Raw genomic sequence first — 11,739 nt, 5'->3', positions numbered from 1 at the left:
CTCGATATATCTTGCAGATACATTATTGGCAAAAATAGCTTATCGGCTGGCCAGACACAAGGTGAAAGATTACTGTTTGTCCAGTTCTTCCAGCATCCCGATGGTTTCCTCTGCCCATTTGATATTATGCTGGGTTCCGGAAAGCCCATAGTTGAGGGTAGCGGTCAGAAAGACGATATTCGGCGTCATCTGTTCCTTATTCCCGGGGAGCGTTGCATGGAACCCCTCAAACATCTCCAGGCGTTTCTTTTCATGAACAATAAAATCCCGCAAATGCCGGATACTTACTTCTGTATCGACCGTCGTGCCGAAAAATAGTTTCAGCAACAGCTCGTTACGAAAACCTCGATAGTCAGCGTCCTGCTCAATCCAGTGAGCCAGTTGTTTCCGGCCTTTGTCGGTAATGGCATAGCGTTGTCGCTTGCGGCTGGAAGGGAGTTCATCCTGAAGTTTTTCGGCCAGACCGTCTTCCACCAGCTTTTTAAGAATGGGATAAATCTGCCCATAGCTTTCACTCCAGAAAAAACCGACACTTTTCTCGATGGCTTTTTTGATGTCATAGCCCGAACGGGGCTTGCTGCACAGGAATCCGAGTATGGCATAAACGGTGCGGCTTTTTCGGTTATTGCTCATCTGGATACCTGCCTTGGGTGCATTCATGCCTACTTTGCAGAACGGCTTTGAATGTCATTCGAATGTCATATTTAGTCAATTTTTGGGTCATAGTCGGGGAGTATACAACAAACCTCGTCAAAATTCATTGGGAGGTTAAAGCTGATGGAATCAATCGTTCCTGAACTCATTCATGATCCGGAAACAGCCCGTCGGATTGCGCGGGTGCTGTTGAAACATATTCGCCCCAGGGACAAGGAAGAGGCCCGGGAGATACTGAAGGGACGTCTGGGAGTCTATGTGGCCGGAAAAGACAGCCTGGACCAGGAAATAGACCTATATTTCAACTGATCCGGGCTGATCCGTTTATTCGCTCTCCGGCTCAAGCAGTTTGTGGAGGTGGACCACTACATATTTTGTAAGGGCGTCATCGACATTTGCCTGACTGGCGCCCTTCCATGCGTCTTTCGCCTGTTTGTAATTGGGGAAAATTCCGACAATATCCAGTTCGTCCGTGTCTTCAAATTCCAGACCGCGTGGATCTTTAACTTTGCCACCGAAGACGAGATGTAAGAGTTGTTCTGACATAATATTACCTGTTGCAATTGGAAGAAGCCTGTTCCGGTATACAATGATCCGGAAATCATTGTTGGCAGAATAGCAATTAATCGGTTATTTTTCTGTGAATAACGAAAATATTGTAATATCGCCATTCGGGACAAAGCGCAACATGCCAAATTCAGCAAACCATACAGTTCTCATCTCTATCGTCAGTCCAGATCAGGTTGGTCTTGTTGCAGCAGTGACCGGACGTCTTTTCGATCTGGGTGTTAATCTGGCGGATACCTCCTTCGCCGTGCTGGGGAAGGGGTGTGAATTTTCCTGTGTTGCCGAACTGCCCGGTGAGGTTTCAAGCCGCTTTCTGCAAAGCGAACTTCAGTCCCTTGAATGTCTGGCCAACGCGGACTGTCTGGTTACAGATTTTCGTTTTCCCGTCGATCAGGACAGCACGTCAAACGTGACACATATTATTGAAGTGGGCGGCGGTGACCAGCCCGGCCTTATTGCCCGGCTGGCGGAAGCCTTTATTGACTATGATGCCAATGTGGTGCGTATGCATTCCACACGCCGGATGGGAGACGACGGGAAAATGGTTTATCACACAACCTTTGCAATATCTGTAGATCCCGACCGGGCGGAAGCCTGTATATCGGCCATAAACAATACGGCAGGCCAGCTTCAGCTGACCTGCCATGATCACAAGGTCTAGATTCTGCAGAAAAGCGGCGATTAGCTGTTATTTTCTATGTCAGAATCTGCCGTCTCGCCGTCTTTCTTGATATCAATGGGCTCGGCTTCCTCAACGCCGTCAATAATATTCTTCATATATTGATTGAGGCCGGACATCTGGCTCTCGCTGACCCGTGATGTAAAATCGTCCCTCTGGGTGCGGGCCATGCTGATCCCCTCGATTTTTACGTCGATAATCTGATAGCCTGCATCGTTGAAGGGACGGATCCGCCAGTCAACATCAAAAGTTTCGTTGTTTTCCCCGAGCACCTTGCTGCGCACGAACATATCCTTCTTGCCGTGCGGGATGACCCGGCCGATATCGATCTGGGTGGTGTCAAGCTTGGTCAGCCGGGAAGCATAAACCTTGATCAGGAAGTCTGGAAACAGGTCGTTATAGGTTTTCAGTTCTTCTTTTGTCGCTTTTTTCCGGTGCCTGCCCAGTACCAGTTTTCCGATATAGTCGATGGCAAATGCGTCAGTCAGGATTACGCGGAATTCATCCTCAATCTCAGGCTCTGAAAGTGTTTCTTTCCGTTTCAGAACATCCAGTGCGCGTTGGGAGGTAGCCTCGACAAATGCCTTGCCTTTGGCTTGTTCTTCCTCGCTCTGGTTTGGGGTTGTTTCGGCTTCAGGTGCGGCGAAAAGTGATTGCGCATAAAAGAATGCGCCGATCAACAGCAGGCTGGAAAAGGCAAAAATTGCCATCCGGCGTGTGATTATATTCTTTTGTGCGACGGCTTTTGAAGCGTTCTTCATAATTTAGAGCCCTAAAAGTCAGTATGTTATCAGCGTATCATATGTAATGTTAAATGCATTCTGGTGTGCCAAAATGTCAAAAAATGGGCGCTTCATATAATTAAATAAAAAGCACCCATTTCCCGGTTGTTCTGCGGTCAGTCTGCCAGAGTTTTCAGATAGGCAATAAGATCTTCCCGGTCCTGCTCTTTTTTAAGACCGGCGAAAATCATCTTGGTCTTGGGGACCAGCGCCTTGGGCTGTGTAAGATAATGATCCAGAGTGGTTTCATCCCATGTCAGTCCGGAAGAGACCATTGCATCAGAATATTTAAACCCTTCAAATTTGGCAGCTTCGCGACCGACAATAGCATAAAGGTTTGGGCCAACCTTCTTCTTGCCGCCCTTATCGACAGTGTGACAGGCGGCACATTTTTTCTTGAAGGTTTTCTGGCCGAGAGTAGCGTCTCCCTCAGCGCTGGCTGTAGTCGCCGCCACCATACCAATGACGGACGCGAGTGCCATTTTCAAAAGCAAGTTCATTTTATAGTCCTTTTGAGTTTTCAGATTTAAAGGCCGGATATCAGTTACCTCAGGCTTTTTCTTCGGCAGTGACCGGCGCGATTTCTCCACTTCTTATACGTTCCAGATAGGAATTGATCTCCCGTTTTACAACAGGTGCCAGGATGACAACACCGATAATATTTGGAATTGCCATTGAAAAGAGCGCAGCATCTCCGAAATCTACAATTTTTCCAAGCGGCATTGTGGATCCGATGATGGCAACGGCGCAAAACAGAAGCTTGTAGGCGGTGCCGATAGCTTTTCCGCCACCGAACAAAAATTCCCATGATTTCTGCCCATAGTAGGCCCAGGTGATGGTTGTGGAAATGGCAAAAAGAAAGGCGATGACCGCCAGTGCCATGTCGAAGGACGGATAGACCGTTGTAAAGGCATTTGAGGTCAGCACGATCCCGGTCGAATCTCCGGTCAGATAGGCGCCGGTGATGATGATGACCAGGGCTGTGGTTGTGCAGACGACAACAGTGTCGATAAAGGGTTCAAGCAGGGCAACCAGGCCCTCGGTTACCGGTTCGTCGGTTTTTACGGCAGAGTGGGCAATCGCGGCAGAGCCGATGCCTGCTTCGTTGGAGAAGGTGGCCCGTCTCATCCCCTGGATCATAACGGCAATAACACCGCCGATGCTTGCCTCAGGTGCAAAGGCGCCTTCAATAATGGCGGCAAAAGCGGCCGGGATCTGGTCAAACAAGCTGAACAAAACACCGAAAGCCGCAAGCATATAAATTCCGCACATGAAGGGGACAAGCTTGGAGGTAACCGAGGCGATGGATTTGATGCCGCCGATAATAACCACACCCACGAAAATGGACACGGTAACGCCGTAGATCCAGCCATTATTGTGGAGGAAGCTGTTTTCACCGCCGGTGACATGTTTAATGATTGAAAGGGAATTGCTGATCTGAAAAATATTTCCTGCACCGAAGGAGCCCAGAATGCAGCAAATGGCAAAAATACCGGCCAGAAACAGGCCAATTTTTGGGAAGCCCTTTTCAGCCAGGCCCTTCTTGAGATAATACATGGGACCACCGGAAACGACGCCGTTTTCATCAATTTCACGATATTTTACCCCAAGGGTACATTCAGCAAACTTTGATGTCATGCCAAACAAGCCAACCACGATCATCCAGAATGTGGCACCCGGTCCACCCAGGCTGATGGCGACGCCGACCCCGGCAATATTTCCAAGGCCGACTGTGCCGGAAAGCGCTGCGGTCAGGGCTTGGAAATGGCTGACTTCACCGGCATCCGACTTCTTTGTATAGTCGCCGCGTACAATGCGCAGGGCAAGGCCAAATCCCCTGAAATTGATAAACCAGAAATAAAGGGTAAATCCGACAGCCGCGGTTGCCAGCCAGATAACAATCCAGGGCAGATCCTGCCCGGCAATGGTTATGGGATAGAAAATGAAGGCCGAAAATCTGTCTGTGAAGGGGGCAACGGCGCCATTGATCGCCTGATCGATTTTGTCCGTGTCCAGGGCAACAGCATGGGCTGAAGATGCAAACATTCCCGACAAGAGTATAAGTAGTGCAGTAACTATATTTTTATTTGTTTTCTTCATTTTCATCCCCTGAAAACGGTTTTTGGTTTTAATTTTTTCGAAGTTATAACGCATATTAACGCGAGTTTAACTACTTTTGTTGAAAATGACACCGTGTTGTTCAGAAATAAAGGGATTATTGGGCCTGGAGAGCTGGAACCCGGACGATGGCTGCCGGTTCAATACGGGAACAGTAATACCAAAGAGATAAAGGCATAGGTTTTAATGACGAACACTCTCAGTCAATCCGACGTTTTAAAGCTCCTGCAGGACCCGTCTCCTGAAAACCGTGCTGTAGCAGCGGAAAAGGTTGGCAAGCATTTCTCCGGAGCATCACTGTCTCCGGAAGAAAAGAAGATTGCCGAAGATATTTTCAAACTCATGGTGAAAGACGCGGAAGTTCGCGTTCGGGTGGCGCTTTCTGCTAGTCTAATGGATAATCCGGAAATTCCCCATGATGTGGCACTTACCCTGGCAAATGATGTCACGGAAGTCTCGCTGCCGATTCTGGAGTTTTCCGAAGTCCTGACCGATGAAGACCTGAAGGAAATCATTGCTAACAGTGGCTCAGAAAGCCAGATGGCAGTTGCACGACGTGAAAATCTGTCCTCTGAAGTGGCCGAGGCTATTGTCGAGACAAGCTTGGACGAAGATGTGGTCGCAACTCTTGTTTCCAATGAAAGCGCCGAACTCTCAGAAGGTACAATGGGCAAGGTTCTGGACAAATTCGGTGAAAGCGAAAAAGTCAATGCACCGCTTGCCAAACGGGACCAACTGCCGATCAAGGTGGCGGAACGTCTGGTCAGCCTGGTGTCCGAGAAAGTCAGGGATCATCTGGTAACCCATCACGAAATGTCACCGGATATGGCAATGGACCTGTTCCTGAGCGCCCGTGAAAGGGCGACGGTCAGTCTGCTGGATGGCGGCGCCGACGTCATGGATGTGCGCCAGCTTGTGGAGCAATTGCACAGCCACGGCCGCCTGACACCGACACTTATCTTGCGGGCCCTGTGCATGGGGGACCTGGTGTTCTTCGAAGCAGCAGTAGCCAAACTCTGCAATATTCCGGTCAGCAACGCCTACAAACTTATTCACGACCGCGGTGATCTTGGAATTTCCGCCATTTTCAGGCAGGCAAACCTGTCCCCGGAACTTCTGCCGCTGGCAAAAGCCGCCCTTGATGTGGCAGAAGATATGTCCGTGAGTGCAGGCGAGGACCGTGAACGTTTCCGCAGCCGCATGCTCGAGAGGGTTCTGACCTATTGTGAAAATGATGTGGATCCAGAGAACCTGGACTATTTCATTACAAAAATGGGTTCGGCCGGCGGCACTGCAGCCGCATAAATATATTTTCCCATACAGTATCTGAAAGCCGCCTTTTTTGGGCGGCTTTTTATTTGATCAGCATATTCGGCAGCCAAAGGGCGATTTGCGGAAACAGTATGACCAGTGTCAGTCCCAGAAGCTGCAGCAGGACAAATGGTACCACGCCGCGGTAAATATCCTGGATGCTGACACTGTCCGCCGCAGCGCCCTTGGTGAAGAAAAGGGCAAAGCCGAAGGGCGGGGTAAGGAAAGAGGTCTGCAGGTTGATCGCGGTGAGAATGGCGAACCAGACAACGATGTCGGAAGAGGCAATATGCTGGCCGAAATCGAGAGCGCCGATGATGGGGGTGAAAACCGGCAGCACGATCAGGGTTATTTCAATCCAGTCAAAGAAGAATCCGAGCACGAAAATCAGGAGCATGAGCCCGCCCAGGATCATCCAGGGGCCGGCCGGCATGGACTGAATAAAGCCAATGATCAGGTCATCGCCACCGAGGGAGCGGAAAACATAGGAAAAGGCGGTCGCGCCAATAAAAACACCAAAGACCATTCCTGTGGTACTGGCGGTTTCTTCACACATTCTACCCAGTACAGAAATATTCAGGCGTTTTTTGACAAGAGCGAGGAGAAGCGCGGCAAAGGCGCCAACTCCGGCGGCTTCTGTCGGAGTGGCAAAACCGCCGAAAATGGACCCCAGAACCAGTAATATCAGTATCAACGGCGGCAGAATTCTTTTCAGCAGCAGGGTGATGGAATTATCATTCGGCAAAGCTGTTTCGCTGAAACCCTCATTCCCGGTAATGTGAGCTTTTGTGTCCGAGGGGGCAATCGCCGGGTTCAACCAGCTTCTGATAAAGATATAAACCACATACAGCAGGGCCAGCAACAGGCCGGGAACCAGCGCACTTACGAACAGTGTCCCGACTGAGGTCGACAGGAGTTCTCCCATGATCACCAGCATGATGCTGGGGGGAATAAGGATACCCAGCGTGCCCGAGGCGGCGATGGTACCCGTCGCAAAAGCCTTGTCATAATCCTGTTCCAGCATGACCGGCAGGGCCATCAGCGTAATCATGACCACGCTGGCGCCGATAATGCCGGTTGTAGCGGCCATTATGGTGCCAAGGAGCGTCACCGAAAGCGCAAGGCCGCCAGGAATACGGCGGGTCAGGATCTGGAGGGACTGCAGGAGGTCTCGGGCGATGCCGCTACGTTCCAGGATAATTCCCATAAAGACGAACATGGGGACGGCAATCAGGACCAGATTCTCCACAACGCCGCCATATATCCGGGAGATGATCAGGAAGAATTCCTTGAAATTGAAAAGATCCATCGTCATGCCGATCAGGCCGAAAAGAAGTCCTGTGCCGCCGAGAACGAAGGCCACGGGATAACCGCTGAACAGAAACAGGCCGAGTGCGACAAACATCAAAAGGGGGAGATATTCCGTCAGAGCCGCCATGGCGCTAATCCACCTGTTTCAGCTGAAGCAGGTTGCGCAGGATGACGGTAACAGCGGACAGGGCCAGCAGGAATATACCTAAGGGAATAAAGCCCTTGATAATCCAGCGGAAGGGGAGGCCCTCGGCCGCCGCCGACACTTCATTGCCGACGAAGGCCCGTACCGTAAAGTCGTAGCCGAAGTAAATCAGCACCAGGCAATAGGGGAGGAGAAAAAACAGGCTGCCGGCGATCTCCAGCCAGGCCCGGGTCCGGGGCGACAGTTTTTCCCGCAAAAACTCAACCCGTACATGGGCATCCTTCAGATAGGTGTACCCGAGGCAACAGAGGAACAATATTCCATGCAGGTGCCATTCCAGTTCCTGGAATTTGACTGAACCGATGACAAAAAAACGACGGCTGATGACATCAAAAACGATCACCAGCATCATAACGACCACCAGCCAGGATGAAATTTTACCTGTCGAGGAAATGAATGAGGACAAGGATTTTTCTATTTTGGCAAGATCAGTCAAGATTACCCAGCTCTTTCCAGGTTTTGTATTTTTCCCGAAAACCGGACAGGGAGTCCCAGGCCCGTTTGAAATCGGGGTCTTTATCGGCTTCCTCCCGGGCGACTTCCAGCCAGGCGGCATGAAGAGCCTGCATAATTTCCTCCGGCCACTTGTGGAACTGTACTCCCTGTTTCTGGAGTTCCTCCAGGGCGTCGGCCTGATCGGCTTCGCCGAAGGCCAGGGTAAATCTGATATTATCGGCACAGACGCTTTCAATCTGGGCCTGCTGGACCGGATTGAGGCTGTTCCATCTATCCAGATTAATCATCAGCTCGAAAAAAGTCGCCTGCTGGTGCCAGCCGGGAAAGTAATAATGTTTGGCGAGTTGGCTGAAACCCATTTGCAAATCGATTGACGGCATGGAAAATTCCGTCGCATCGATGGTGCCCAGTTCAAGGGCCGGGAATATATCGCCGGTGGCGAGGAGTTGAGTAGAAACCCCAAGCTTGCTCAATACCCGGGCGCCGAGGCCATAGAAGCGGATTTTCAGACCCTTCAGATCGTCCAGGGATTTGATTTCTTCGCGGAACCAGCCGGAGGCTTCGGGCGGGTTTACGCCGCAGATAAGACTGTGAATATTATGTCGCTCGTAAATCTCTTCAAAAATAACCCGGCCGCCACCGCCGTAAAACCAGGCCAGATATTCTGCAGCACCGGGACCGAAGGGCACAGCGCTGAAAAGCTGGAGGGAGGGGACCTTGCCGCTCCACAGGCCGGGGGCGGACCAGCCGGCGTCAAGCGCCCCGTAAGATACCGCATCAAAGATTTCCAGGTTGGGGACAAGGGCCCCGGGTTCGAAAAATTTGATGGATACATTGCCGTTGGAAATCAGATGGATTTGTGTTTCGATTCTTGTGCCGCTGGCCCCCAGCAAGCCGAGGCTCGAAGGGTAACTGCTGGCCATCTTCATGAAGACTGGAGGAGATTCTGTTTTGTCTTCGCTCGGGACATTTTTTTTCTGATCACATCCGCCAAGCAGGAGTGCCAGAAATAAAAGCCCGGTTACATATTTCATGAAAGTTTTCCGACCGCCTGCGCCAGGGCCAGGTAGACCTTGCCGGCATCCGATGAAATGAGCGAGACGGCAAAGGCAGAATTTGAATTATTGCTCATGGCTTTCGACATCAGATCTTCGAAATTTTCCATATAATCCTGGATGTAGCGTCGGAAATCGGAATCGTTTTTGCACTTGTCAGCAATTTTGCTGAGTGTCTTCTTGTCACTGACCTTCTTAAGACGGCGCAGGAAGGCGCTCTTGTCACCCTTGACATAGAGTTGCCACAGATCGTCGGACACATCTTCATCGACATATCGGCCGATATCGATAGCAGAGGATTGCAGCTGTTCCATGACCCTTGAGGCAAGTGAGGAAAAGCCGCCCCCCGCTTTCTGGCTGATGCGCTTTTCATAAGATTCGGCATCGGCGATAACGCTGCTGCTGGACAGCTGGATTGATTTGATCAGCTGCTGGAATTTTTCATTGTGCTGATCAATAACTTTGTTGGTTTCATCCGCCGCCTCAATGGCACTGGCCGACGCCAGGTAAATGCTTTCAGAAGCATGCTGAAGTTCATCGGAGATGCGTTTGATATTGGTTTCGGCTGTTTCCACGGTCCTGTTGTTGTCTGTTTCCAGCGATTTAAGGCGCTCGGTCAGGCTGCCAAGATGGTTGATGGTCTCGCTGCATTTTGCCCCGATATATTCCGAGGTTTTGCGCCAGTCTTCGGTAATGTGGCCGGTTTTTTCCTCGGCGGCATCCAGTTGTGCGCCGATATTGGTCTCGATTTCCTGCATGTCCCGCAGGCTTGTTTCTGCCCGCTGGCGGATCTCTTCGACATGGCCGGCAAGCTGCTCTGTCTGGCTCAGGATGTTGTCGATAACCGTCTGGCCGTGGGAGCCCAGGTCAGACGACTGATCCTTGAGTTTGTCGATGGCCAGGTCGATTTGATCCGTGACGACGGCTATGCTGTCGGTGAGGTCCTCATGCTGCTGTTTCAGTTTCTGTTCGGACTGGTCAAGCTGATTGCGATAACTTTCGGAAAGTTCCCTGAACTGAATGGCCTGTGAGCCCATAAGCTCGACATTTTCGTCAAGCTTGGTCACGTTTGCCTCGACGATCTGGCTGATATCGTCTGAATGGCGCTGGATATCCATCAGGGAGCCCTGGATGGACTGTCCGATCTGTTCCGTATTGCCGGCCAGGATGGACTGGATTTCCTCGGCCTGCAGCCTGAGGCCTTCCCGGATGACTTCCGCCTGGGTTTCCAGAATTTCCTCGGCATTGGAGATGCGGGCGGTCAGGGAATGCTCAAGGCTTTCATTCTGGGTATTGATCCTGCGGGTGGTTTCCTCGATCTGTTCTGCCAGATTGGCAGAAAAATCATTGATGACCTGCTGGATCAGGGCCGTATTTTCGCTGAATTTTCCGGTGCTTTCCTCGAGCAGGATATTGCCTTTTTCCGTGATTTCCGAGAACAGCCGGCCAAGGCCCGTGGCGTGACTCTGGAAACTCTCACCGGCCTCCGCTGTCTGGGCGAGGGCGCCGGCAGCAACTGCAGAGAGTTCGTTGGCCTGTTCTTTGATCAGGGCGGTCAGGCGCTCACTGTCATCAGCCGCACTGCCGGTAAGTTTTTCCATGGTGGCGGCCTGGTCGCCAAGTCTTGCGCAAATTTCAGCAGTTTGCCGGGACAACAGGCCCACGGTATCGGTCAGGGCCTCGCGGCGTGTTTCCATGTCACCGGACAGGGTGGCGAGTTTTTGACCGGACGTGTCAACTTTCTGGTCGAGGGCCTCCGTCAGTTGATGGAGTTTTTCACCCAGAGTATCCAGCCTGGTCTCGATCTGCAGGGCGCGTTCGTCCAGTGTTTTTTTCTGGAAGACAATCTCATTGCTGACTTTTTCCGAGTTTTTGCGGGTAATATTGGTAATGGTTTCACTGTCAAATTTCAGCTGGCTGAAGACAGCTTCCAATTCCTTGAGCTGGTTCGTGATTTCTTCGCTGAGACCGGAGAGGGCGTCCCGTTCGCGACCGAGAAGATCCTGAAAGTCGCGGGTCCTGTTTTCTGCCCCTGTTGTTGCTTCGAATAATGAGGAGATCTGTTCCTGAAAACGGTTTTCGAGATTTTCAATTCTGGACTGGGCAATATCGCCGGCGGCCTCGACGTGTTTGATCTCCCGGTGAAGATTGGCAACAATTGTATCCATCCGTTTCTGTGCAATATCGAGCGGAGAAAGAAGGTTTTCCAGTCCGCTGGACAGGGCCAGGCGTTCTTCCCGTAAAGGCGTCACCCTTAAAAAGGCGAGTGTCATCAGCCAGACGACCATCAAAGGCAGCATGGCGCCGGCAAGAAGGCCTGCTAGTTCATACAACGGGATTCTGTCGAGTTGGCGGTCAGAGGATAAAAACAGGCTGATGCAGGCCGCGATCCAGACGACGCTCAGTACTGTGGAAAACAGCATGGGCCAATAGCTTTTCAGCCATGCTTTAAGCCCGACTTCACGGGAAATATTGACCCGATTGTGTTTTAGCGAGGACGGGTGAGGCGTTACCACCTGATCCTTTTTGAGGATATTGATCTGGTTGTTGTCCCCATCTGCCTGGGTCGTGCTTTGTTCACTCATACCGCATTCATTTTTC

General features: G+C 51.2%; 12 protein-coding genes. 3 read left to right on the top strand and 9 right to left on the bottom strand.

Going from position 1 to position 11,739, the window contains the following annotated elements:
• Window positions 1-69 precede the first annotated feature (69 nt).
• A complete protein-coding gene (locus ACORNT_RS13455; RefSeq protein ID WP_321391795.1) occupies window positions 70-633 on the bottom strand; it encodes a PadR family transcriptional regulator in 564 nt (187 codons plus the stop codon).
• Between the two features lie 144 nt (window positions 634-777).
• Here ACORNT_RS13455 and ACORNT_RS13450 point away from each other — a divergent pair, with 144 nt between their 5' ends.
• Window positions 778-963, top strand: a complete 186-nt coding sequence (locus tag ACORNT_RS13450) for a hypothetical protein (protein ID WP_321391794.1) — start codon at window positions 778-780, stop codon at window positions 961-963.
• Window positions 964-978: 15 nt separating this feature from the next.
• Here ACORNT_RS13450 and ACORNT_RS13445 read toward each other — a convergent pair whose 3' ends face one another.
• A complete protein-coding gene (locus ACORNT_RS13445; RefSeq protein ID WP_321391793.1) occupies window positions 979-1,200 on the bottom strand; it encodes a DUF4170 domain-containing protein in 222 nt (73 codons plus the stop codon).
• A 142-nt stretch (window positions 1,201-1,342) separates the two neighbouring features.
• Between ACORNT_RS13445 and ACORNT_RS13440 the strand changes: the two genes are divergently transcribed.
• On the top strand, window positions 1,343-1,882 hold the full coding sequence (locus ACORNT_RS13440; RefSeq protein ID WP_321391790.1) for an ACT domain-containing protein: 540 nt from the start codon (window positions 1,343-1,345) through the stop codon (window positions 1,880-1,882).
• Between the two features lie 20 nt (window positions 1,883-1,902).
• Here ACORNT_RS13440 and ACORNT_RS13435 read toward each other — a convergent pair whose 3' ends face one another.
• The 3 genes from ACORNT_RS13435 to ACORNT_RS13425 all read right to left on the bottom strand — a co-directional run bounded on the left by ACORNT_RS13435 (window position 1,903) and on the right by ACORNT_RS13425 (window position 4,728).
• On the bottom strand, window positions 1,903-2,661 hold the full coding sequence (locus ACORNT_RS13435) for an ABC transporter substrate-binding protein (protein WP_321391788.1): 759 nt from the start codon (window positions 2,659-2,661) through the stop codon (window positions 1,903-1,905).
• Window positions 2,662-2,798: 137 nt separating this feature from the next.
• Complete coding sequence (locus tag ACORNT_RS13430; RefSeq protein WP_321391787.1) at window positions 2,799-3,182, bottom strand: cytochrome c family protein; 384 nt, start codon at window positions 3,180-3,182, stop codon at window positions 2,799-2,801.
• Window positions 3,183-3,231: 49 nt separating this feature from the next.
• Window positions 3,232-4,728: an alanine/glycine:cation symporter family protein gene (locus tag ACORNT_RS13425; protein ID WP_321391784.1), complete on the bottom strand. Its 1,497-nt coding sequence runs from the start codon at window positions 4,726-4,728 to the stop codon at window positions 3,232-3,234.
• Between the two features lie 258 nt (window positions 4,729-4,986).
• On the opposite strand from ACORNT_RS13425, the gene ACORNT_RS13420 reads away from it, so the two are divergent.
• The gene (locus ACORNT_RS13420; protein WP_321391781.1) at window positions 4,987-6,105 is read left to right on the top strand and encodes a DUF2336 domain-containing protein; all 1,119 of its coding nucleotides are present in this window, start codon (window positions 4,987-4,989) and stop codon (window positions 6,103-6,105) included.
• A gap of 49 nt (window positions 6,106-6,154) precedes the next feature.
• Here ACORNT_RS13420 and ACORNT_RS13415 read toward each other — a convergent pair whose 3' ends face one another.
• From ACORNT_RS13415 to ACORNT_RS13400, 4 genes are read right to left on the bottom strand one after another with little or no spacing between them, the layout of a single operon-like run.
• A complete protein-coding gene (locus ACORNT_RS13415) occupies window positions 6,155-7,549 on the bottom strand; it encodes a TRAP transporter large permease subunit (protein WP_321391779.1) in 1,395 nt (464 codons plus the stop codon).
• 4 nt (window positions 7,550-7,553) lie between these two features.
• Entirely contained in the window at window positions 7,554-8,063 is a 510-nt protein-coding gene (locus ACORNT_RS13410) for a TRAP transporter small permease subunit (protein WP_321391776.1), read from the bottom strand.
• Window positions 8,056-9,117: a TRAP transporter substrate-binding protein gene (locus tag ACORNT_RS13405; protein WP_321391773.1), complete on the bottom strand. Its 1,062-nt coding sequence runs from the start codon at window positions 9,115-9,117 to the stop codon at window positions 8,056-8,058. Before ACORNT_RS13405 ends, ACORNT_RS13410 begins: the two co-directional genes overlap by 8 nt.
• On the bottom strand, window positions 9,114-11,723 hold the full coding sequence (locus ACORNT_RS13400; RefSeq protein ID WP_321391771.1) for a hypothetical protein: 2,610 nt from the start codon (window positions 11,721-11,723) through the stop codon (window positions 9,114-9,116). The genes ACORNT_RS13405 and ACORNT_RS13400 overlap by 4 nt, the downstream gene beginning before the upstream one ends.
• Between the last annotated feature and the right edge of the window lie 16 nt (window positions 11,724-11,739).

The sequence above is a fragment of the Emcibacter sp. genome (genome assembly GCF_963675455.1).
Lineage (GTDB): Bacteria > Pseudomonadota > Alphaproteobacteria > Sphingomonadales > Emcibacteraceae > Emcibacter.
This window is presented reverse-complemented; position numbering and strand designations above follow the sequence as displayed.